This is a genomic window from Mucilaginibacter arboris (genome assembly GCF_009754915.1).
GTDB classification, from domain to species: Bacteria; Bacteroidota; Bacteroidia; order Sphingobacteriales; family Sphingobacteriaceae; genus Mucilaginibacter_A; species Mucilaginibacter_A arboris.
Genome location: NZ_WPIK01000005.1, coordinates 78,627 through 102,131, shown reverse-complemented (window position 1 = coordinate 102,131; position 23,505 = coordinate 78,627). Strand labels below are relative to the sequence as shown.

Sequence of the window (23,505 nt, the reverse complement as noted above, 5' to 3'; positions counted from 1 at the left end):
AGGACGTCCTTTTTTAATAATTGATGAAAATTAAAACTAACTTATTTATTGCTTCGGGCTTGCTTTCGGCTGTTTTATTGACTTCTGTCCCTGTAAAAGCACAGCTCAAAAAAGCAAACGACCCGGTTTATCAAAACCTCGATCCATCGGTAAAACCCGGCGACAACTTTTTTATGTATGCTAACGGCGGCTGGATCAAAAAAAACCCAATTCCAAATGCTTATTCCAGCTGGGGAATTGGAAATGTTGTAGGTGAAGACTTGCGCGAACGTTTAAGAAAGATTAACGAAGATGCCGAAAAAGCAAATGCGCCAAAAGGTTCGAACACCCAAAAAATAGGCGATTTTTATTACAGCGGAATGGATACCCTTACCATTGAAAAACTTGGTATCAATGCTATTAAAACGCCGTTAAACCGAATCGATCAAATTAAATCCAAACAGGATGTTTTAGATGTTGCCGCTTATTTAACTACCATTGGCGCACGTACTTTTATCGGTTCCGGTGTTGGCCAGGATGCGAAGAACAGTGTAAAAATGGTCCTGCAATTCCGCCAGTCTGGTTTGGGTTTGCCTAACCGCGATTATTATTATAAAACCGATGCCCGTACTACCAGGATCAGGAATGATTATGCCCAGCAGCACATTCCAACCATGCTTAAACTTTCCGGTTTAAATGATGCAACTGCTGCCAATGCTGTTTTTACCATAGAAAAAGCTTTGGCCGACAGCAGCCGTAATTTGGTTGCCCTGCGCGATCCGTACAAAAACTATCACAAAATGCCGGTTGCCAAACTGAACCGGTTAACGCCAAATATTAACTGGGTAAACCTGCTTCCAAAGCTTGGTTTAAATGCTGTTGACAGTGTAATTGTTGGCCAGCCGGAATATTATGTAGAATTAGACAAAGCGTTAACACAATTTTCTGTTGCCGATTGGAAAGCTTATCTGCGCTGGAAATTGGTTTCTTCTTATGCTTCTTATTTAAGTAAAGATTTTGAACAGGAAAACTTCCGCTTTACAGGAACGGTTTTATCCGGAAGAAAAGAGCAACTGCCGCGCTGGAAACGTGTTTTAGATACCGAAAATGGCTTAATGGGCGAGTTGTTAGGACAATTATTTGTGAAAGAATATTTTCCGGCAGCCAGCAAAAAGCGTTATGTAGATATGGTTGAAGCGATCCGCGCAGCTTACCGCGAGCATATTGAAAAACTGGATTGGATGAGCCCGGAAACGAAGCAAAAGGCTTTGGCAAAACTAAATGCTATTCATCCAAAAGTTGGTTATCCTGATCAGTGGAAAGATTTTTTTGCACTGCAGGTTAGCCGTACTTCCTATGCAGAAAACGTACTAAACGGCCGTCACTGGCAGTATGAGGAAAACATACACAAGTTGGGTAAACCGGTAAACCACGCGGAGTGGAACATGACGCCGCAAACTTATAATGCTAATTACAGTCCGTCTAACAATGAAATTACTTTGCCGGCAGCACAATTCATGATTCCCGGCGTAAAAGATGCAGATGTAGATGATGCTGTGGCTTACGGTTATGTTGCGGCTTCTACCATCGGACATGAAATTACGCATGGTTTTGACGACCAGGGCCGGCAGTACGATGCCAAAGGAAACCTGAAAGCCTGGTGGACACCAGTTGATTCAGCGAAGTTTACACAACGCGCTCAAATGTTGGTTGATCAGTTTAATGGTTATAAAGTTTTAGATAGCTTACACGTAAACGGCAAAGCAACTTTAGGCGAAAACATTGCCGATTTAGGCGGAATTGTTTTAGGCCTGGATGCATTTAAAAAGACCGCTCAATACAAAGAAGGTAAAACCATTAACGGTTTAACGCCTGTGCAGCGTTTCTTTTTGGGTTATGCTTTAGGATGGCTGGGGCATACGCGTGATGAAGCTTTAGCCAACCAAATTTTAACAGATGTACACTCGCCGGGCTATTTGCGGGTAAACGCCCCTTTTTCTGATGTGGACGAGTTTTACACCGCTTTTGGCATTAAAAAGGGCGACCCGATGTGGATCGATCCGGATAAGCGTGTGAAGATCTGGTAATGCTTCTTTTATCGACTAAAAATCAAAGCGATGGAACACTTCATCGCTTTTTTTTATGCCCATAAAACTATCTTTGGTTTTTATGATCTTAACTAATGCTTTTACTGATTGGGTCCGGGCGCAAAACCCATTGGAAGCAGCTGGTGTAATTACCGGGATTTTATGCGTTTATCTTGCTGCAAAAAATATCATCTGGAACTGGCCTTTTGCCATTATCAGCGTTTGCATTTACGTTATTATTTTTTTTGAAGCAAAACTATATGCAGATATGGGCTTACAGTTTTACTTTTTGGTAATGAACATTTACGGCTGGTATTTCTGGGGCCGGAAACCAAAATCCGAAGAAAAAGTTCCGGTAATTAAGATCACCCAAAAAGAAATAATATTTTCCATTATCGGAGTTATCCTTTTTACAGCAATTTTGGGTTTTTTGTTGAAGCATGGAACGGATGCAGCTTTCCCTTTTATCGATAGCTTTTGTACGGCCTGCAGTTTAATTGCCCAGGTTCTGTTAGCCAGGAAAGTGCTGGAAAACTGGCTGATCTGGATTTTTGTTGATGTAATTTACGTTGTTGTTTATACCGCTAAAAACCTGCATCTAACTGCTGGCATGTATGCTTTATATTTAATTATTGCTGCTTTGGGTTATCGGGACTGGCGGCGGGATTACCGGTTACAGAAATAGGCTGGTTGTCATCCTGAACTTGTTTCAGGATCTCTCAGGATAGATAAATACCTTGCTTGTGAGATACCGAAACAAGTTCGGCATGACAAACAAATCCAACATAAACAAAAAAATGAACCAAAATATTATAAAAATAGCCATCGTCGGACCAGAATCTACCGGAAAATCTACCATGTCTAAATGGCTGGCAGGGTACTACCATACCATTTGGGTACCAGAGTTTGCACGTGGATATTGTGAGAACCTGGCAGCAGATTGTACTTTACAAGATGAAATCAACATGTTTTACGGACAGTTGGCATTGGAAAAAGAACTGCTGCCAAAAGCAAACAAACTGCTGATCTGCGATACTACTTTTATCACTGTAAAAATTTGGAGCGATGCTTTATTCGGCTCAACACCAGAGGAAGTGCTGGAGGAGTTGCCCAAACATCATTACGATTTTTATGTATTGCTGGACATTGATATGCCCTGGCAGGATGACCCGCTGCGAAACTTTCCAACACAGCGGGAATATTTTATGCAGGTTTGGCACCAGGAACTGAAAGCGATCCATGCCAGTTATCAGGTAATTTCGGGAATCGGGGTGGAGCGGTTTCAAAATGCAGTAAAAGCAATTGATACTTTTACTGCACTAAATTTTAACAAACCTGCTTAATTGCCGGTTTTGCTGGTATCGCTGCCAGAAGATGTGGTAGCATTGCCGGTAGCACTTGTGCCCATAGAAGAACTTTGGACAGCTTTTGTGGTATCGCTTGCGCCGGAACTACCATACGAACCGGAATCTGCCTGTGCCCCACCTGTTTTTGCTGAACTGTTACAGGCTGATAAAGCAAGCCCGGAAGCAATAAATATGATCAGACTAAATTTTTTCATGATAAAAGAAGTGTTTTAAGTTGAAGCCAGTCAGAAAGATTTTGTTTAGGTGAAAAGCCTTAATGCTTCTTTTACCAGATAAAAATTACTCTTTAACTGCTTTAACTAAATCCTGTACTTCAGGGATTTTAGCAAAAGTTTCTACCAGCTTATGCTTTTTATCATAAACAGCAAAGTATGGCGTAGTTCTTACCTGATAAAATTTCTGTACTACATAGGTATATCCTTCTGTTCCTACAAGTATGTTTGGATATTTTTGAAGCTGGTAATCCTTCACAAATTTAGGAAGCGCTTTAAACTGTACCTGCGGATTAACAAAGCTGATCATCACAATTTGTGTATTGCCAAATTCTTTAATGTGCTTGGTGATTTCCATCGTCATGTGCTGGCAATGCGGGCAATCGGGCGCAAAGTACATAATCATTACCGGTATATTCTTTTTAAGATTGGCAGGCGTAACATAAACACTATCAGAAGTAAGGATTTTATACGGCGGAATATCTTTGTTGAGCGGTGCATCCTGCGAGCAGGCGGTTAAAGTAAAACCAAGGAACAGGAATAAAAAATATAAGGGTTTCATGCAGGGAATTTGTTTTAGCGATGCTGTTTTTAGCACCTGTTTTTATTCAATAATCGCTAACTGTGTCAGAATATCTTCTTCCGTTACCGGAAAAGGTTTTCCTTCACAGATACTGTGATAAACGGCATCAAAAATAGCCATAAAATCACCTTTCATGGAAGGGATTTTAGTTGCTTCCATCGTTTCAGTTTCCGGGTCGATGCAGGTTAGTTCGCCGTCCATTCCGGGTTCTTCCAAGCCATAAGCCAAATCTAAAGGCGACATGCCTTTGTCTAACTGTGCTTCCTGTACATCAGCACGCTTTTTTATAAAGCTACCACGTGTTCCATGTATTACAAAAGCAGGTAAAGGGTTGGCCACCAGTAAGCTTGCCGTTACAAAAATATTAAGGTTTTCAGGATATTGAAGATGAACGGAGGTATAATCAGGAACTTCTGTTAAATGACGGAAACTGCCGGTATTTTTACTGAAAGCGATGGGTTTTCCAAACAAACTAATGACTTGATCTAATAAGTGCGGGCCTAAATCATACAAGATCCCGCTTGCAGGCATTGGCTTTTCTTTAAATGCTTTCGGCCCAATTTCCGGCCGCCAGCGGTCGTATCTAAAATGAACTTCAATCAGTTTCCCTAAATAATTCATTTCCAATACTTCTTTTACCGCCTTAAAATCACTGTCCCAACGGCGGTTCTGGTAAACAAAAACTTCGCGGTTTACGGCCCGGCCTAAATCAAATAATGCTTTGGCTTCTGCTGCCGTTGCAGCAATTGGTTTCTCAATCAGCACATGTTTGCCTGCTTGTAATACTTGTTTTGCCAATTCAAAATGCGTGTAATTTGGCGTATTTACTACGACCAGTTCCAAGTCCGGATGGTTGATCACTTCTTCTAAAGTATCATAACTTTTTATGTTTGGATAAAATTGGGCAGCTTTTTTGGTATGCCGCTCTGCAACAGCTTCCAGGCTAAAACCAGGATTTGCATTTAAAAAAGGTGCATGAAATATGCGGCCAGACATGCCGAAAGCCAATAAGCCGGTTTTGATAGGTTGATCCATTTTGAGAATTTAAATTGATGTATTAAAAAATGCTTCTTACCACGCCGCCATCCACCTGGATAGTGGTGCCGGTAATGTACGAAGCTTTTTCTGATGCTAAAAATGCAATTAAAGCGGCTAATTCTTCCGGTTTGCCAATCCTTCGTAATGGAATATTTTTGGCTCTTGACTGTAATGCTTCTTCTTCCGTCATGCCTGCTTCCAGTTCTTTTTTGATGCCTGAACTTCGGATACGGTCAGTTAAAATCATTCCCGGGCAAACATTGTTTACTGTAATTTGGTCCGGCCCAACTTCATCAGCCAGCATTTTAGCCATGCCAACCACGCCCATTCGGATGCTGGTAGAAAGCACAGAATTATCCAGTACCGATTTAACAGACATGCTGACGATATTGATGATCCTGCCGCTGCCGGTTTTTTTAAGATGTGGCAATACTAAGCGCGTTATCCGCACGGTACTTAATAAATTCAGTTCAAAAGCAGCTTGCCATTGGCTTTCATCAAAACTTTCTACTGGCCCAAAAGGCGGTCCGCCGGCGTTGTTTACCAAAATATCAATCTGCCCAAAATGTTCGGCTGCTTTTGCAATAAAATCTTCTGCTTGTGCCGCATTGGTTACATCTACCGGAATACCGATCACCTGGCTTCCTGTTTTTTCGCTGATTTCCTGTGCTGTTTTTTCAAGATCTTCTTTGTTTCTCGAACCGATTACTACCCGCACACCTTCGGCTGCCAAAGTTTCTGCTGCTGCGCGGCCTAATCCTTTGCTTGCAGCTAAAACCACTGCTACTTTATTTTTGATACCAAGTTCCATAAAAATAATTTGATCTTGAATTTTTAAGTGGAAATCAACCTAATGCTTCTTTTAATGTGCAAATAATCCGGAGATGATGTTGATACTCAAAGCTACAATTACGGTATTAAAAACAAAAGATAAGATACCGTGTGCCCAAGCTAACCTCCTGATTTTGCGGGAACTGATCTCGACATCAGAAACTTGGAACGTCATCCCGATAACGAAAGCGAAATAAACGAAATCCATATAATCAGGTTCTGGTTCTTTCGGAAAATCCAGTCCGCCATCATATCCCTCTATTCCATCTCTGTCACCATAATAAAGATGTGCGTAACGTATGGTAAAAACAGTATGTGTTAGCCACCAGGAAATTGCAACGGAAGCAATAGAAAGCATAACGTGAGCTGTGATTTGTTCGGGAGATTTTCCTTTAATCGATTGCAAAAGCAAAACAACGGCAAACAAGCTTGCAAAAGCCGAAGAAACAATAAAAAAGAAGATAAACGTTAAACTCGAATCTTCCAGTTTAGCTGTTTTTCTAACATCTTTTGGATGTGTGGAGAGAATAAAAATCCAGCTTATGAATAAAATACTAAAGGCATAGCTAATCCATGTAAGCATTAAATTGATTGGTAATGCTAACTTACGCGTAAAAAAGTAAGTAATTAATGCAGCAGCAAGTGCAATAATTTGCCGGTGATGGGCATCTACGTATTTTACATTTTTTTTTGCCATTGGTTTTGGTTGAACTTAAAAAAGTAGTTGCGGTTACAGTATTTTAGGGGATAAAAGAAGTATTTAAGCTACAATTTTTTTTCTACGCCGTAGTTTCCAAATCTGGCCCATGTGCTGCGTTGGTATTTCATCTCCCAATAATTTCCCCCAGGGTTTAAGGTCCTCAATCCGGTCAAAAATAATTTTTAACACAGCAACCATCGGAATAGAAAGGAACATGCCCGAAACGCCCCACAAAGCGCCGCCTAACAAAACAATAATAATAGAAATCAAGGCGTTGATTTGTACTTTGGAAGAAACAATGCGCGGGACCAAAATATTATTATCAATAAACTGTATAACAGAGTAAGCGATGATGATGCCTAATTGCGTGCCGTACCCATCTTTAGTTACCGTTGCTATTAATATAGGCAATGCAATGGCAATAATGCCGCCAATGTAAGGCAGCATATTTAAAATAGCGCCAATAACACCTATCAGTAATGCATATTTTACACCTAACAAAAACAAAGCAGCAGCATTAAGAACGGCTACAATTAATGCTTCAATCAGTAAACCAACAATATAACTTTGAATAGCAGTTTTGGTCTGGTTTAAAATTTCGGCTACACTTTGTGTGTTTTCTTCGGAGAAAACCTCGTACAAAAAATTAAGGATCAGTTTTTTATAAAATAACAGTAAAAAAATATAGACAGGTATTAAAAATAGTACACTGAACAGGCCAAATAAACTTCCGATAGTTTGGCCAACCAAGCCTTTGTTATTGTTGGCTGCTTCATTTAATAACTGCATCTGCTTCTGGATGCTCATTCCAAAAGTATGCTGTATCCATGCTTCTATCTGGATAATAATTTGTCCGCCTTTAGCTTTTAATGCGGGTAAAGTATCGCCAAACTGGATCATTTGCGAAGATAGAAAATACAATACCGCAGCTATAAAAATAACCAGGCCCAGCAGGGTGAGTGCAATGGCAACAACCTTGTTTATTTTAAAATGCCTAAGCTTGTTGTATAAGGGGTTGAGCAGAATAGCTAATAAAATAGAGAAACCCAGAGGCACCAGCAGGTCGGCCAGCATGTAAAGCACCATTACAAAAAGTGATACCCCAAACAGGATAACGGTAGATTTAAGGTAAAACGGGTATTGTTTGATGAGCATATTTTCTGGGCTTTATAAATGCAAATGCTTCTTTTACCATGATAAAAAATGGATAGCTGTTGCAGGTTTGGTACTAAGTTAAAATAGCATAACCGCATTAACCCGATAAGGTTTAAGTTTTTATGCCGGTAAAAGAAGTATGCCCCGGTTTATTCTACCGAAACTGTTAGGCCTTCCTGCTGTAAAATTTTGCGGTAAACTTCTACTTCTGTAAAAGAGCCTTCTAAAATAGCGCATTTTCCTTTGGTATGTACTTCCCAGGCAATTTTTTCTGCCTGGGCATCGTTGTAATCCAAATACTTCATTAAGCAGTAAATTACATGATCGAAAGAGTTGACCTCGTCATTCCATAATATCAGCCGGTGGCTTTCTTTTAAGCCGGCCAACAATTCTTCCAGGGTGAAGCTTTCTTCTTTAATCTCTGTTGACATATTGATAGCAAATCTAACGAAAATAAAAATCGGATATTTGAAAAATACCTAAAACCATTTGTTTTAAAATTAGTCTGAACGAAAAAATTCATAATCCTGCAAATGAAAACCCTTTCTTTTTTCCTGCTGTCCGCTGTACTATCAGTATCAGTTTCGCATGTTTTTTCCCAATCTAAATCAAACCTTAAAATTATTAGCAAGCCGGAACACAGTATCCAGGTTGATGGCAATTTAAAAGATTGGGGCGACAGCCTGAACTATTACAATGAAGCGAAAAGGCTGCATTATGGTTTTGCAGACGATAAGGAGAACCTCTATTTTGCAATCCGGATTGAAAACCGCGGGCAGCAGGAGCAGGCCATGCGGAACGGGATTACCTTAGCTTTTAATCCCGAGGGAAAAAAGAAAGAAACTTATAGTTTAACTTTTCCTTCGCCGGAACAGGATGAAAACAGCTTATATGTAATGCCTAAAATGGATAACGCCATTACCGAGCAGCAGTTAAAACAGGAAAATATGGAAGAACAGCGCAAAGCAGATTTACTGAAGCTGCGCGATATAGAAGTAAAAGGATTTAAAGATATTGAAACCGACCATATTACCACCGCCAATACTTATGGCATAAAAACAGTATTGAATATGGATGATAAAGGCGCTTTGGTGTACGAAGCAGCTATACCGATAAAAATGTTGCATATCGATAATACAAATGGCAAGCCCTGGCTATTTGATATCAAAATCAATAGTTTTAGTGCTGCAAAAGGCAGCCACGATGGTTTACGCCCTTCAGGAGAAGCAGGCGGAATGGGTGGCATGGGCGGTGGCGGTATGCGTGGCGGTGGCATGAACGGTGGTGGTGGGATGAGGGGCGGCGGTGGCGGCATGCGCGGCGGACGTGGCGGCGGTATGGGTGGAAGCCAGGGTAATTATGGCAGCAGCAGCGACCAGGCAAAAACGGTAGAAATTAAGGATAAATTTGTGTGGTAAATGTAGGGGCGATTTATATGAATTGCATCCAGTATTATAAAAAACTGCATCAAATAAAAGCCGTTCTTGGTTATATTAAAACAACTTTTTTTGTTGATGCTTCTTTTAAGGCAAAAGTTTCGATTAGTTTTAAAATGATTAAAAATCATTAGTTCAAAGGTCTCGGGTTACAAACCCGGGCAGGAGAATTTTTCTAATCCAATTAAAATAACTTATACCTTTTCTATTAATACAAATGCTTCTTTTATCACCTAAAAATTTACTCCACATTTTGCAATAAACTAAGCGACAAGGTGATTAAAAATCATTGGCTTAGAAATCCAAGTCAAACAGAAATCATTTCCATTATTTCTGTCAAAGTCCTTTCCGTTACATAAATCCGTTTTATCCTTCTTTTATACAAAGCGGAATTGAAAAATTAGAACCAGCAGGGGTTTTAATCTTGAAGTTGTTTAAACTTTTTTTTCTGGCCCATTTTTTTTAGGTTGATGCTTCTTTTATCGCTTAAAAAATATTAACCGCTGGTTTTTAATTTCTGTAGTTGATGTTTCTTTTATCACCTCAAAAATGTTAGGGCCTGTTTAAATTTTGTCCTTTTGTTTGATGCCCCTTTTGTGCCATGATTTTTTTAAATGTTTTAGCTAAAGCCCGTTGCCGGTTATCCTTTGTCCACGGCCTGAAGGCCGTGGCAACCGCCAATAATTAGAACATGGCCCGGGCGTCCTGTCCGCACAGGGCAATCCAGCATTGGTAAACAAAGGTTGTCGTAAAAACTACGCTTTAAAATTGCCACGGCCTTCAGGCCGTGGGTGGTAGAAACACAGGCAGCGGCTTTAGCCAAAAAAAGGGCATACAAAAAATTAGGGAATAAATTTTAAACAGGCCCTGGTTTTTTGATTTTTAGGCTGATGCTTCTTTTATCACCTAAAAATGTTGACCATTGTTTTTTTGATTATTTAAATGCAGGCAAACACCAATTTTTATCCGGTAAAAGAAGCATGGGCACGGTCCTGAACCTATCGAAGGGCCTTGTACCTATTTAAACGAAGCCTAAAAGTTTAAACAACTTCATCTTATTTAACATTTATGTTATTACGCTGCTTCTCATTAATTGAAATCGTTGGTCTGTTATCAAGTAACGTTATTATACCATCAAAGCAGATGCGCTTACCGTTTATTTCTTCTGGTCTGGGTAAAACTTTACGCGAAACACTAACAGTGATGTTTTGGTTAGGATAATTTGCCCCTACATTTAAAAACACACTGTCTCCAACTATTTTATAATCATAAGCCATGTCGCAGATTGAAACATATTCTCCAATATACTTATGCACATCTTTTAAAGGGACAGATATAGGTACAATAGGCACGCCAATATTAATTGGAATTATTTCGCTGATTCCAATTTTCGTCATACTTCCCTCCATGTTAATCGTTAGTTGGCCTTTAAACAAAAGCACCTTTCCTGTAAACATGGTTAATTTCCCATTTAAGCTTCGTAAGTAATTATAATAGGATTTTGAATAATGTTTTTGATGGATTACAAGAGTGAGTAATTCGTCTTTATTACGCCAATCACTTAAGCCTAATGATATTGTTTTAGATTGTGGAATATGTTTAACATTTATTACAGTTGCTGTTACGGTCACTGTTTTACCAATATGTTCAGCAGCTTCAAAAGCACGAATACTATTTGCATTTTGTGCAAATAGTTTAGCTATACACGGTGCTGTTAAAAAGGTTAACAGAAGGATTTGTTTCATAAGATGAATGTTGATTTATTAATTTTGCCTGTATGAGTTTTACAATCCCTTTTTTACAGAATTAATATTGCTGAATTATCCTTAACAGCTTAAAACTTCAACCCTAATACTTCTTTTACCACCCAAAAACTTACTCCACCTTATAATGGTAAACCTGCCTGCCCAGATTTCCTGCATCATCAATACCTTCTATCACTACGCGATAAGTGCCTTTGCTATCTGCATTAAAAAAGCTGAAAGTAGCTTTACCATCTTTATCGGTAATTAAATTCGGGTTCCAGTAAATGGTTGTCCGTAAATCGGCCACGGCTTTATTGGTTTTCGGGTCGTCATATTTAGGCGAATAAAACTCTTTGCCCCGGCTAAAGCCTTTTGGGTTATACGTTACAATACCGGGTGCATATCGCTGGAAAGAATAACTGGGATCGTCTCCGCGTTTGGTATTGATAACCAGCACGCCGCCGCTGCCCCTGCCGCCATAAATAGAAGTATAACCTATGGTACGCAAAACTTCAATACTTGCAATATCAAGCGGGTTAATTGTAGTAAGGTAATCGGGTTCCATATAAATCCCGTCCACAATTATTTGCATGGGTGTATTAAAACTACGGGTAGAATAAGGTATTCCGTTCCTGAAAATCACCCCTAATAACCTGCCCTGCAAACATTGGTCTATTGTAGCACAGCCCATTTGCTCAAACAAATCGCCTTTTATAATCTGATCGGCATTGCCCGGGCCGTTTAAGTTAGAGGAGTTTTTAAGCGGTTCTTTTTTCTCGGTAATGGTTACTTCTTTTAAAACAATGGTGCGGTTAACCAAGCCATATTTTCGCAAGTCATCGTACTGCGCTTTGCTGTTTTGCAGGTAAGCAGCCAGGTCACGGTTTAAGTTGATAGAAACATCGGGTGCATTTTTATTTTTGGTTACAAACTGTTGCGGGACATTGTCCAAAGTAATTTCTACATTTTTTTTGCCGTTTACGCCGCGTGCCTGTATTACAAAACGAATACTGTCAGGAAAAATTAAATTATCAAACTTAAACCTGCCGTTTGCATCCGTTACCGTATCCAGCAAAAACGCGCCTTTTGTGGTGGTAAACAAAGTAACTTTTCCTTTCGGAACCGGTTTTCCGCCTAAAGTTTTCACAATCCCGGCAATAGACATCGATTTTTCCGGCTGATAAGTAAGCTGCGGAAAACTGTTGCCCATCAGCATCCGCCAGGCAAAGCGGTGGTAACCTTGTGTCAGCATCAGCACATCTAAATCTGCCTGTGCTTTTTCATCTGTATGTGCAAAATAGTAGTTGGGCTGTTCGATGTAACCTTTTATATCGGATGTTAAAAGTAAGTTGGATAAGATGGTACTTTCTTTATCCTCGTTAACCGGGACCTTGGTTTCATCTGTTACGGCAACAGAAAAACTGCCTACAACAGGTGCCTTATCTTTATTTTGAGCCGTGAAATCAAGTTTTACATTTTGTCTGGGCGAAGTAGTTTCCGGAGAAGTTACATTAATTTTAAGCTGATCGGGATTGTTTACAAAAATAATCCGCTCGTTTAAAGGCTCGCCTTCCTGCGTAAACAAAGTAAATTGTGCAATGCCGGAAGGAAAGCGGCTTTTAGGAATCCGGGCAGAGAAAGACTGGCTTTCCAGCTTGCTTTTGGCAGTGTAATAAACATCGCCGCCAGACTGGCCCACTACCATAATATCTGTATTTTGCTTTAGCTTAAAAGTTTCATTGCTAACCGAAACATGCAGGTTAATAAATTCAGGATCGGTATTGCCAACGCTTAGTACAAAACCTTGGTCAGAAGCTTTTGGCAAGTCATAGTTTTTTTCAGAACCATCCGGAAAGGTAATTTTTGCTGTATAAGTTTTGCCTGTTTCCGGGAAAAGCATAAAAGCGCCCATTCCCAAATGCTGCGTGCTTATTTTAGCAACTTCGTTATTGGTGTTGTTAAAAACGCTTCCTTTTATGGCGATGCCTAAACCATCTGCGCCAACTGCTTTAAAGGCAACTTTAGAGCGGATGCCATTTACCAGATCGCCGCTTTCCGGAAAAAACTGCACATCTACATCATTGGATGTTGCTTTAACCGGTACTGTTTTTACCACTGTTTTTTTATCATCAGTTGTAATATTGGTAATAATTTGTCCTGATTTTAAAGAAGCAGGCTGCGGATTACTGAAACTGATGCTCAGGTTTCCGTTGGCATCGGTTGTGCCTTTTCCTTTTAAAACCGTCCGGAAATCTAATTGTACGCGGTAGCTTACCGCTTTATCTGCACAAGGCTTGTTGTTTAAATCAGCATAATTAATAACAGCGTTTATTTTTTGTACGCCATTCTCGGTAGTAAACTGATAATTTACCGTGGTAAAAACAGTATTAGAAATGGCATTGCCAACGCTGATGGTTTTATCAAAAAAATAATCTTCGCCAAAGTTGCGCATCCATTGGGTGTAAGCGCGTATCCGGTAATTGCCTTCCTGCAAAGTATCGGCTAAAGTAAAATTGCCCCAGCTTAAACCGGCAGCCATTGGCAAACGCAGCGATTGTTTAACAGAATCTTTTTCGTTGATCAGGTCTACATATAAAATCTTGCTCAAGCCCGAAGGCTGATGTTTGCCGCCGATGGTAGTGTAGGCTTTAAAATAAATCAGATCGCCAATGGCATAATAAGGTTTATCTAACTGCAGGTAAACTTTTTCTGTAGGAGAATCATCGTTAAACTTCTGTAATTGGGTTAAAATCTTTTTTAGAGGGTCATCCTGCTGAACAGCAAAACCCAGTATTCCTGTTGCCAGAAGCAGCAGGCAAATAGTCAAAAAACGCTTTAATTTCATAGGTTTAACAAAAGGAAACAAGATACTAAGTAAACGCCGATTTTTAATAAAAAGCTTTTGTAACGCATAGATTACAATTGCTAAAACTGGTTTTTCCACATCATGCTTTCTACGGGCCTTGTGGTAGGTTTACTGTATTTGGCATTGGCTTTGGTATTATACAGTGTTTCTATTTCTCCTTCCACCACAAAATAAATTAACTGGCCAATGGGCATTCCCGGGTAAATGCGTACGGGTTGTGTAACCGAAATTTCAAGCGTCCAGGTATTGCAAAAGCCAACATCGCCTTTTCCTGCTGTGGCGTGAATGTCAATCCCTAATCTTCCGGTACTGCTTTTACCCTCTAAAAATGGTACATGCCGGTGCGTTTCGGTATATTCTACCGTTACACCTAAATATAAAGTATTGGGCTGAAGCAGGAAACCTTCTTTCGGGATTTCAAAATGATCGATTTCGTTATGCTGTTTGGCATCTAAAACACGGTTTCTATAAGTGGCCAGATATTTACCAAGATGTACATCATAAGAATTAGTGCCTAAACAAGTTGGGTCAAAAGGTTCAATAATAATTGTTCCCTGTTCAATTTCCTGTAAAATAAGTTTGTCTGAAAGAATCATAAGGTGCGAAGATGCGGAACCTAAATTAGAATATTTTAAAATATATTGCTATCCTTTTCGCAACTTTACTTCATGGGGATTGCTTATCGTAAAAAGGTGGATAACGACACCGAATTTGCCCTTTGGAAAATTGAAGAAAATGCCGAAGAGTTGTATCAACAATTACAGTTGGATGAAGGTGAAAAAGCCTTTATACAAAACCTGAGCAATGGCAAACGTTATTTACACTGGCTGGGCACGCGCGTGCTGCTGCGCAAAATGCTGAACACCGAAGAATACATTGATTGTAAGGTAGATGAGCACGGGAAGCCTTATCTAACTTCCATCCCTTATCATATCTCTTTCAGCCATTCTTTTGATTATGCGGCGGTGATGATCAGCAAAAGCAAGCCGGTTGGGATCGATGTTGAAAGAATTGACCTGAAAGTGGAGCGGATCGCTAAAAAGTTTTTGCGGCCTGATGAACTGGCATTTATCAAACCAGAACATCATATCAAGCAATTATACGCCTGCTGGTGTGCAAAAGAAGCGGTTTATAAATGTTACGGACGGAAGGAAATTTCTTTTTTACACCATATTTTTCTGGAGGAATTTGATTATCAGGAGGAAGGTATTTTCTGCGCTAAAATCAGAAATGACGAGGTGGATTTGGATTTTGAAGTAGAATATCTGCCATTTAACGGGTATATGATCGGGTATGCAAAGGAGGTGTAAGAATTGGGAGCGGAGAAGAATGAGAGAACGAAGAGCGGAAAAACGGGCATCCATTACTTTGGTTTACCATGAACCATAATCCATCAACTACTTGGCCATTTACCAATTAACCATGAACCATCAACTTTTAACATGAGCAAGAACAAGCAGGTTTTTTTTGAAGATTGGGGTTTGATAGATTACCAGCAAGCCTGGAACAGGCAGGAAGAAATTTTTGCAGCAACCGTAAAGCTAAAAACAGAAAGCCGCAACCGTGGAGAAGACGATGCTTCTTTTACCGGCATAAAAACAGTAACGCCCAATTATTTAATTTTTTGCGAGCATCAGCATGTTTATACTTTGGGCAAAAGCGGCAAACCGGAACATTTGTTATTATCAGAAAAGCAACTGCAAGAAAAACACGCCAAATTTTATCCGATTAACCGCGGCGGCGATATTACTTATCATGGCCCCGGCCAGTTAGTGGTTTATCCGATTTTAGATTTAGATAATTTTTTTACGGATATTCATTTATATCTCCGCACATTGGAAGAAGCTGTTATTTTAACTTTGGCAGATTTTGGCATTAAAGCAGAACGTTATCCGGGTTATACCGGTGTTTGGCTGGATGCTGCCGATCCAAAGAAAGCTAGAAAAATATGTGCAATGGGCGTTCGGTGCAGCCGCTGGGTTACGATGCATGGTTTGGCTTTTAACATCAACCCAAACCTCGATTATTTTAAAAATATTATTCCCTGCGGAATAGAAGACAAAGCAGTAACTTCAATGCAAAAAGAGTTAGGCAAAGAAGTAAATATTGATGAAGTTAAAAAAATCCTGAAACACCATATTTCCGTATTATTTGATATGGAAGTGATATGAAAATAGTAGGAAGCATATTAATGGCGATTGCAGTTATGGCTGGCTGCAAAAAACAACAAATAGCTGCAACTACAGTCCCCGTAGCTGTTGTTGTTGCGCTGCCTGTTATTAACACGGTCGATACCACGATAAGTTATCTTGCTTTGGGCGATTCTTATACTATCGGCCAATCTGTTCCATACACACAATCTTTTCCTTTTCAATTAGCATCGCAACTAAGAAGTAACAACTTTTATGTTACCGATCCGCTTATTATTGCACGCACCGGCTGGACAACTGCCGATTTAAAAAGGGCTATTGCAGATTCGGCCATAACTAAAAAATTCAGCTTTGTTACTTTGCTTATTGGTGTAAATAATCAGTTTCAGAATGGCGATACTGCAACTTACCGGACTGATTTTGATGACTTAGTGAATACGTCTGTTCTTTATGCTAAAAGCAATCCTAAACATGTATTTGTGCTGTCTATTCCCGATTGGTCTGTTACGCCATTTGCCCTTACTTCCGGGCGCAACATCGCTACCATCAAAGCACAGATAGATGTTTTTAATGCCATTAATGAAAGGGAAAGCAATAAGTTAGGTGTTAATTATTTAAACATAACTGATGTTTCGCGAAAGGCAGCAACAGACACTACTTTACTGGCAGATGATGGGTTGCACCCTTCGGGTTTGATGTATTTAATGTGGGTTAAATTATTAGCGCCCCAGGTAGTTGCGGGCTTAAAATAACTGTTTAAATCCGGGTTTCTTATTCCGGCAATCCTTATAATATTGTTTATTGTTTCGTGTTGAAATAAATTTCAGCATGCTTCTTTTATGCCATTAAAATTTGTTTAACCTTTAATTCAGGCTGAAAATAACCGTTTGCCAATTTTTACCTGGTAAAAGAAGCATTAAACAGACAGAACAAAATTTAAACAAATGCGGGGATTTTGTCATGAAAGGCAGGTAGGTCCTTCAATAAAATACATATCAATTTGCCCTTTATTTTTAGCTTCGATTTTGCCCCGGTATTCGCAATCAAACTCGTTTTTTACCAGTGCATAAGTAGAACCGGAAATGTTAATACGGTTAGGTAAGCCTTTTTCCTGCATGCGTGCTGCTGTATTAACGGTATCTCCCCAAATATCGTAAGCAAATTTTTTAATACCGACTACGCCCGCTACCAACGGGCCGGTATTAATGCCAATCCTGATATTAAAAACCTCTTTTCCTGCTGTTAGCCTTTTTATTTTCAGTTCCTCCACCGCATTAATAAAACATTGTGCAACATGTATCATTACCACTGCATTATCTGTGGTTGGTATGGGCAGACCGGCCGCACAGATATAAGCATCGCCAACAGTTTTTATTTTCTCGATCCCGTTATTTTCAATAATGTTGTCGAAAGCTTCAAAGTATTCGCCAATGGCATATACCAGTTCCTCCGGACTAAGTTTTTCTCCAATTAAGGTGAAATTTACAAAATCGGCAAACATTACTGTTGCAATTTCATAACTGTAAGCTTTTGTTTTGCCGGTTTCTTTCAGTTCTAAAGAGATGTCGGCCGGTAAAATATTAAGCAGTAATTGTTCTGATTTTTCTTTTTCGGCTTCAATAATTTTATTTTTCTGATCGAGTTTTTCGAGCATGTATTTTTTTTGCTGCTCAAAAACAGTCGTAATTAAAAACATGATCAATACCAGGCCAACGGTATCAGACAGTTTTTTTATCAGATAGTTGTTTGCAGAAATGGTATCGAAAAAATCAGGAAATTTATAACCATAAAATTTCATCAGATAAAGAATAATAATACTGGTTATAGAAACAGCCGTCCAGATAAGCCCGCTTTTTAAGTCCGAGATCATCAGGACAATACATGGCAAAACGATCATCCAGAATAAAATGTGAGAGGAACTGCCGCCTGTAAAAAACACGCAGATCAACACACCAACTGTTCCTATAAAGATGTATAAATGTGCAGTTGCTTTACATGAAAGTCCGGCTTTAAAAAGAAAAGGAAGTATTAAAAAGCCAAGGGCATTAAAAATCATGGCATAAATACCTGCTGTAAAATGCATGTACAAGCTTTGGAGCATAAAGCTGGTTGAAAAAAGCATTGTACTTAAAATTACAGATACTGTAATCCTTACCGACCGGTAGGTGTCGGGATCTTTTTTATACTTGTCGAGAATAAACCAGTTAATAATTTTTGAAACCATTTTACCCCGTAATTAATATGGCAATAATACAGGCAAAAAGCATAACCAGGCCTTGTAATATGCCGTAGCCTGCTATTGTAACCATGTTTTTATTTTCTGCTTTTGATAAAAACCAGGGAACGGTAAACATTAATAATCCTTCGGCAATAAAAATGTAATAAGGAACGCTTTTCCAGGTTTTGCAATGCTGATAGTCCCACCATCCGGCTTTAATTGCCCAGCTTTCATATAATGGGATAATAACGGCGCTTACAGCTATCATAATTAAACCACTTATTAAAACCCCTGTTTTTTTTGAGATAAGCCAGCCTAAATAACCAATTTGTATCAACACCACCGCCCAGCTAAAAGGCATGTAATAAGGCGATGACCAGAGGGCAGGTTCTTTTAAGGGATAAACAAGCGTATTGGTATAAGCAACAAGATAATGGTCTGCAAGCAATTCTGTAAAACCTGCTATAATAGAAAATATGCAAAGCAATTGATAAACCTTATCAAAGGTAATGGCGGTATAAAAAAGGTAAACAATAAAAAAAACCAGGCCCCAGTGTTCGGCACTGATCCAGCCAATATGTTTCATGCTGTCATAAACAAGCATACCAATGGCTATAATCATAACAGTTAAACTGAAAATGATCCTTTTTAAAGAAAAAGGATTCGAAAGCTCAGTTTTTTGATAAGGCGGTGCTGAGGCTGTTGGCTGTAACATTTTTTGCTTTTTTAAACAGACTGAATATCGAATTTAAAAACCTGCCGAGTAAAGGTTCGTTTATTTTCCATGCCAAGCCTTTTCTATACCTTCTCCTGTCGAGCCATTTATAATACAGCAGCCAGTCGGGTTCGTGCAATTTCCAGACTTTACAAAACGGTACTTTTTTGCCAGACCGGTCAATGATGTTGTTTACAGCCCTTCTTGCTGCTTCGTTTGCCCCTTCCATTGTAGCCAAATCGGTATTGGTTTTGATATAATCTGATGCCAGGAACAGATTTGGAATATCTGTATAGGTTTCCCTTCTTAGCACCCAGGTATCAACTTCATTAACTAATAGGGGTTCTTCGTTTTTATCGCAGCTGTTTGTACCAAATCTAATCGGCTGATTGTTGTTTCCATTTACAGACGGGGCATTAGCGTCTAATACATCATCTCTAAAAATAATGTCGCAATCTATATTGGCACATTTCAGGTTGCTGTCTTCTAAAATAATCTCCCCGCTCCGGTTAAAACTTTGCTTCATTTGTTCCCATACTTCGGCAATTACTTCTTTTTGAGAACAATCTTTAGCGGGTTTATTATAGATGAGCCCGGGAACATCCCAGTTGGAAACATCTACAGAAATAATCCCTCTAACATCGCCTGTTCCATATTGGCTAATGTCGAAATCTTTCCAAAACTGTATTTGCGATATGGCAGTAAGTGCCCAGGGCGAATCAGCTAAAATGATATGGCCTTTATTGATGCTTACATCTTTAAGCAGGTAAAATTGGATGCCGTTCATCCAGGCCACATCATTTGCAAGAGTGGCAATATCATCGAGGCAAGTATCCAACTTGTATATTTCCGGGTTATATTGCATTAGTTTTGCCGCACGTTCTACAGGCAAAGCGCATAAGTAGTAATCTCCGGTAAACTTTTGCTTTCCTGCGCTATCAGAAGAAGTACAAACCCCTGTGATGGTACCATTTTCAAACTCCAAATATTCCACAAACTGATCGAAATGATAGCCAACGCCTTTGCCTTTTAAATACTCCAGCCAGGGGAACAACCAGACATCGTTGGTAGGGCCGCATAAAATCCTGTCGGTACGAACAGAAGGGTTGGCCATGTTAAAGAGTAATTGCAGAAAAATATCGCCGCCGGTTTTGGTACTGGCTTTTTCTGCTTTTGCAGCCACCAAAGTACGTGTAAGGCCATTTACAAAAAGTGTTCTGTAGCTTTCGCTGTATTTATCCGCTTCTGTAAATTCCCACCAGCCAATATGTTCATATTCATTGGTACGCCTTTCTTCGCAGCTCGTCATTAACTGCCACACTTTTTTAGCGATTACTTTAGATTCTCCTGGCGAAAGGCCAGATTGTGTATGAAAAATGTCATGTATAATCAGCAGTAAATCACTAAAAGACCTGGGAAAGTTCCCGGGTGCATAAATGGGTGTTTGCCCCATTCTCGCCATCATAATGCGGGAACATTCGATTAAGTTATCGTAAACGCCATTCGGGTTATTTTTGAATGGGATACGCTTCATCGTATCTGTTATGTGGCGATAAAATCCGGGGAAAAAACGAAAGCCGTGTTCACCGGGCAAGGGCTGCCTATTCTCAGTTGGCAGATCAGAAATAGGTGTAGAGCGTGCTTTTCCTCCCGGCAATTGTTTATGCCGTTCTAAAACCTCCACTTCAAAACCTCTTTCAACAAGTTCATGGGCAGCACTCATCCCTGCAATGCCACCACCAAGAATAATAACCCTCTTAGCCATGAAAATTAACTTTAATGGAAATTAATTTCAAAAGGTAGTAAAATTGTAAATAATTTAAAAAGATTTTTAACTGATTATTTATAAGTAAAAATAAAATATTGTCAGCATAATTTTAAATGCTTCTTTTACCACCTAAAAATCAGCATTCTTTCATACTTAGCGAAACCTGAACGGCCAGTCCGCCATCCGCAGTTTCCTTGTATTTCGAGTTCATATCCTGCGCAGTTTCCCACATCGTTTTCACCACCGCATCTAAACTAACTTTTGCACTGTCAGGGTTGCTTTGTAAAGCTAATTGCGATGCCGTAATGGCTTTAATTGTACCCATCGTATTTCTTTCAATACATGGAACTTGTACTAATCCGCCGATCGGGTCGCAGGTCATGCCCAAGTGATGTTCCATGGCAATTTCGGCAGCCATTAAAACCTGCCGTTGTGATCCTCCCAGGCATTCCGTTAAAGCTGCTGCTGCCATAGCTGAAGAAACACCGATTTCGGCCTGACAACCGCCCATAGCAGCAGAAATGGTCGAGCCTTTTTTAAAGATGCTGCCAATTTCTGAAGCGGTTAACAGGAACCGGATAATATCATCCATGCTGTTTTTATCACAAAAAATAATCATATAATGAAGTACAGCCGGAATAACACCTGCCGCGCCATTGGTGGGCGCCGTAACTACTCGTCCGAATGAGGCATTTTCTTCATTAACCGCCAAAGCAAAACAACTTACCCAATCCAATATATATTGGAAATTGTTGCCTTTTGCTTTGATGGCAGCAATCCAGCTATCGTAATCGTTGTAAATAGTATCACCCAGAATGCGTTTATTTAAACGTGCTGCACGCCGTGCTACATTTAATCCTCCGGGAAGATAGCCCGAAGTATGGCAGCCGCGGTACATACATTCTTTCATCACCTGGAAAAATTGCAGCACACCTGTTTTTATATCTGCTTCGCTGCGCCAGGCTAATTCGTTTTCCATTACAATATCAGAAATTTTAATGCCGGTTTTTAAACACCAATGCAATAAATCACCGGCAGTTTCGATTGGAAAAGGCAAATCAACTTCCGGTTTTGCAGAAGTTTGCTGACCGCCTTCTTTCACCACAAAACCGCCGCCAACAGAATAATAAGTTTCGGAAACAGCTTTATCATTATCCAGAAAAGCCTGAAAAGTAACGGCATTTGGATGATAAGGCAGGCTGTTGTTCATCAGGAAAAGCAGATCATCTTCCATACGGAAAGGAATGCTTCTTTTACCGCCTAAAAATAGTTGTTGTGATAATCGGATGTTTTCAATTTTGGGTCCGATCTGATCTACATCAAACGTAACCGGATCATCTCCGCTTAAACCTAATAAAACGGCAATATCAGTCCCGTGGCCTTTCCCGGTTTTAGCTAATGAACCGTAAAGCAGTATTTTGATCTGGATAACCTGTTGAAGCAAACCCTGGTTTTCCAGCAATTGTACAAACTGCTGCGCGGCGCGCCAGGGGCCCAAAGTATGCGAGCTGGAAGGCCCGATACCAATTTTAAACATATCAAAAACCGAAATCTGCTCTTTTTGCATTTCCAAATTTACTACTTTTAAAAACGATGTTTCCTTAAACCTGGATCGATGGATAAAAGCGTTGAAAAATATTTACTGCATTGCCCGTTTAAGCAATTAACAGGGATTGATTGTCCCGGCTGTGGTTTTCAGCGCTCTTTTATTGCTTTGTTAAAAGGACGTTTATTGGAAAGTTTTCATTTTTATCCGGCAACAATTCCGATACTTCTTTTAGCACTGTTTTTATTGTTAAAAGTAAAAATTCAGTTGGATCAGAAAGGAAGGATTTCCCGTGCTTTATTTGCGGTTGCAGTTACTGTTGTAACGGTTTCTTATGCTTTTAAAGTTGTGCAAGGCAGATTATAAAAGATTCCTATAACTCCATCTTTGCCATTATAAAATTATAATCATGCATAATAGTTTGTAAAAAACGCAGATCGTCAAACGATGAAACAACAGAAAGATGTGTTTTAATCTGGTTTGCCATATTATGTATCAGCACCGGATTATTATTTTGGATCACTTCGTGGATTAATACAATATCGCGATCTGTTAACTGATTTACTTCCTTAAAAACCGGCACATAATCCGGCAGAACAGGAGCAAAAGCAATCTGATTAACATTCGTCCGGGATTTAGTGCTCACTAAAGTTGTACCGGCAGCAAGATCACCAATACGCTGTTTGTTTTTGGTGACGATAACAGCAATCAGCGCAGCTAACTGAAAAGTAATCAAGAAATCTACAATGCGAAACAGCCAGCGAATGATGTACTGACCTAAACTTGCACGTGCGCCATCCAAACTGATCACTTTAATTTTCATGATCCTTTTGCCAACACTTTGTCCGTTTAAAAAAACTTCGCAAACCAGATCATAAAAAACCAGGCTAACCAACCATGCAATGTACAAACCAACAAATGCATATCCGAATATTCTGATTCTTTCCATCACGCTGCCACTTAAAGCAGCTATTATGCCACCAGCAATCAGGATCAAAATAAAAATACCAAAGTCAATAAGCCGGGCAACAATACGTTCGCCCAGACCGGCAACTTCGTAATCAATTTCAATATTTTGGCTGGTTGTTATTTTTATGGTTTCCATCAAT

General features: G+C 39.6%; 23 protein-coding genes. 8 read left to right on the top strand and 15 right to left on the bottom strand.

Translation table 11 applies throughout. From position 1 onward, the window contains the following. Nucleotides 1-23 precede the first annotated feature (23 nt). The 3 genes from GO621_RS06730 to GO621_RS06720 all read left to right on the top strand — a co-directional run bounded on the left by GO621_RS06730 (nt 24) and on the right by GO621_RS06720 (nt 3,409). Complete coding sequence (locus GO621_RS06730; RefSeq protein ID WP_157565396.1) at nt 24-2,066, top strand: M13 family metallopeptidase; 2,043 nt, start codon at nt 24-26, stop codon at nt 2,064-2,066. 82 nt (nt 2,067-2,148) lie between these two features. Then, nucleotides 2,149-2,751, top strand: a complete 603-nt coding sequence (gene pnuC, locus GO621_RS06725) for a nicotinamide riboside transporter PnuC (RefSeq protein ID WP_157565679.1) — start codon at nt 2,149-2,151, stop codon at nt 2,749-2,751. A 112-nt stretch (nt 2,752-2,863) separates the two neighbouring features. Next, nucleotides 2,864-3,409: an AAA family ATPase gene (locus tag GO621_RS06720; RefSeq protein WP_157565394.1), complete on the top strand. Its 546-nt coding sequence runs from the start codon at nt 2,864-2,866 to the stop codon at nt 3,407-3,409. On the opposite strand, the gene GO621_RS06715 is transcribed toward GO621_RS06720, so the two are convergent. From GO621_RS06715 to GO621_RS06685, 7 genes are all read right to left on the bottom strand, one after another. Beyond that, nucleotides 3,406-3,627, bottom strand: a complete 222-nt coding sequence (locus tag GO621_RS06715; protein ID WP_157565393.1) for a hypothetical protein — start codon at nt 3,625-3,627, stop codon at nt 3,406-3,408. The genes GO621_RS06720 and GO621_RS06715 overlap by 4 nt on opposite strands. An 85-nt stretch (nt 3,628-3,712) precedes the next feature. Next, on the bottom strand, nt 3,713-4,207 hold the full coding sequence (locus tag GO621_RS06710; protein ID WP_157565391.1) for a TlpA family protein disulfide reductase: 495 nt from the start codon (nt 4,205-4,207) through the stop codon (nt 3,713-3,715). Nucleotides 4,208-4,249: 42 nt separating this feature from the next. Next, nucleotides 4,250-5,263 carry a Gfo/Idh/MocA family oxidoreductase gene (locus GO621_RS06705; RefSeq protein ID WP_157565389.1) on the bottom strand — a complete coding sequence of 338 codons (1,014 nt, stop codon included), beginning with the start codon at nt 5,261-5,263 and terminating at the stop codon, nt 4,250-4,252. A gap of 22 nt (nt 5,264-5,285) precedes the next feature. Continuing rightward, nucleotides 5,286-6,077 carry an SDR family oxidoreductase gene (locus GO621_RS06700; protein WP_157565388.1) on the bottom strand — a complete coding sequence of 264 codons (792 nt, stop codon included), beginning with the start codon at nt 6,075-6,077 and terminating at the stop codon, nt 5,286-5,288. A 51-nt stretch (nt 6,078-6,128) separates the two neighbouring features. Further along, the gene (locus GO621_RS06695) at nt 6,129-6,794 is read right to left on the bottom strand and encodes a DUF1345 domain-containing protein (RefSeq protein ID WP_198170158.1); all 666 of its coding nucleotides are present in this window, start codon (nt 6,792-6,794) and stop codon (nt 6,129-6,131) included. A gap of 63 nt (nt 6,795-6,857) precedes the next feature. Beyond that, the gene (locus GO621_RS06690; protein ID WP_157565386.1) at nt 6,858-7,952 is read right to left on the bottom strand and encodes an AI-2E family transporter; all 1,095 of its coding nucleotides are present in this window, start codon (nt 7,950-7,952) and stop codon (nt 6,858-6,860) included. A 149-nt stretch (nt 7,953-8,101) separates the two neighbouring features. Next, nucleotides 8,102-8,383 carry an ATP-dependent Clp protease adaptor ClpS gene (locus GO621_RS06685; protein ID WP_157565385.1) on the bottom strand — a complete coding sequence of 94 codons (282 nt, stop codon included), beginning with the start codon at nt 8,381-8,383 and terminating at the stop codon, nt 8,102-8,104. A gap of 102 nt (nt 8,384-8,485) precedes the next feature. Between GO621_RS06685 and GO621_RS06680 the strand changes: the two genes are divergently transcribed. Continuing rightward, entirely contained in the window at nt 8,486-9,370 is an 885-nt protein-coding gene (locus GO621_RS06680; RefSeq protein WP_157565383.1) for a hypothetical protein, read from the top strand. Between the two features lie 1,073 nt (nt 9,371-10,443). On the opposite strand, the gene GO621_RS06675 is transcribed toward GO621_RS06680, so the two are convergent. From GO621_RS06675 to dcd, 3 genes are all read right to left on the bottom strand, one after another. Next, entirely contained in the window at nt 10,444-11,133 is a 690-nt protein-coding gene (locus tag GO621_RS06675) for a hypothetical protein (protein ID WP_157565381.1), read from the bottom strand. 130 nt (nt 11,134-11,263) lie between these two features. Beyond that, complete coding sequence (locus tag GO621_RS06670) at nt 11,264-13,978, bottom strand: TonB-dependent receptor plug domain-containing protein (RefSeq protein ID WP_157565380.1); 2,715 nt, start codon at nt 13,976-13,978, stop codon at nt 11,264-11,266. Between the two features lie 80 nt (nt 13,979-14,058). Then, nucleotides 14,059-14,595: a dCTP deaminase gene (gene dcd, locus GO621_RS06665; protein WP_157565378.1), complete on the bottom strand. Its 537-nt coding sequence runs from the start codon at nt 14,593-14,595 to the stop codon at nt 14,059-14,061. Between the two features lie 72 nt (nt 14,596-14,667). On the opposite strand from dcd, the gene GO621_RS06660 reads away from it, so the two are divergent. The 3 genes from GO621_RS06660 to GO621_RS06650 all read left to right on the top strand — a co-directional run bounded on the left by GO621_RS06660 (nt 14,668) and on the right by GO621_RS06650 (nt 16,901). Then, the gene (locus GO621_RS06660; protein ID WP_157565376.1) at nt 14,668-15,309 is read left to right on the top strand and encodes a 4'-phosphopantetheinyl transferase family protein; all 642 of its coding nucleotides are present in this window, start codon (nt 14,668-14,670) and stop codon (nt 15,307-15,309) included. Between the two features lie 132 nt (nt 15,310-15,441). After that, the gene (gene lipB, locus GO621_RS06655; RefSeq protein WP_157565374.1) at nt 15,442-16,170 is read left to right on the top strand and encodes a lipoyl(octanoyl) transferase LipB; all 729 of its coding nucleotides are present in this window, start codon (nt 15,442-15,444) and stop codon (nt 16,168-16,170) included. 20 nt (nt 16,171-16,190) lie between these two features. Then, a complete protein-coding gene (locus GO621_RS06650; RefSeq protein ID WP_198170157.1) occupies nt 16,191-16,901 on the top strand; it encodes an SGNH/GDSL hydrolase family protein in 711 nt (236 codons plus the stop codon). A gap of 206 nt (nt 16,902-17,107) precedes the next feature. Here GO621_RS06650 and GO621_RS06645 read toward each other — a convergent pair whose 3' ends face one another. From GO621_RS06645 to GO621_RS06630, 4 genes are all read right to left on the bottom strand, one after another. Beyond that, on the bottom strand, nt 17,108-18,373 hold the full coding sequence (locus tag GO621_RS06645) for an adenylate/guanylate cyclase domain-containing protein (RefSeq protein ID WP_157565370.1): 1,266 nt from the start codon (nt 18,371-18,373) through the stop codon (nt 17,108-17,110). 1 nt (nt 18,374) lies between these two features. Continuing rightward, nucleotides 18,375-18,989, bottom strand: coding sequence for a DUF6989 domain-containing protein (locus GO621_RS06640; RefSeq protein ID WP_157565368.1), 615 nt, complete (start codon nt 18,987-18,989; stop codon nt 18,375-18,377). Nucleotides 18,990-19,038: 49 nt separating this feature from the next. Beyond that, complete coding sequence (locus GO621_RS06635; RefSeq protein ID WP_157565366.1) at nt 19,039-20,847, bottom strand: hydroxysqualene dehydroxylase; 1,809 nt, start codon at nt 20,845-20,847, stop codon at nt 19,039-19,041. Between the two features lie 139 nt (nt 20,848-20,986). Further along, nucleotides 20,987-22,417, bottom strand: a complete 1,431-nt coding sequence (locus GO621_RS06630) for an L-serine ammonia-lyase (RefSeq protein WP_157565364.1) — start codon at nt 22,415-22,417, stop codon at nt 20,987-20,989. 48 nt (nt 22,418-22,465) lie between these two features. On the opposite strand from GO621_RS06630, the gene GO621_RS06625 reads away from it, so the two are divergent. Beyond that, nucleotides 22,466-22,762 (top strand): DUF2752 domain-containing protein, encoded by a 297-nt coding sequence (locus tag GO621_RS06625; RefSeq protein ID WP_157565362.1) that lies wholly within the window; start codon nt 22,466-22,468, stop codon nt 22,760-22,762. A gap of 7 nt (nt 22,763-22,769) precedes the next feature. Here GO621_RS06625 and GO621_RS06620 read toward each other — a convergent pair whose 3' ends face one another. After that, entirely contained in the window at nt 22,770-23,501 is a 732-nt protein-coding gene (locus GO621_RS06620) for an RDD family protein (RefSeq protein ID WP_157565361.1), read from the bottom strand. Between the last annotated feature and the right edge of the window lie 4 nt (nt 23,502-23,505).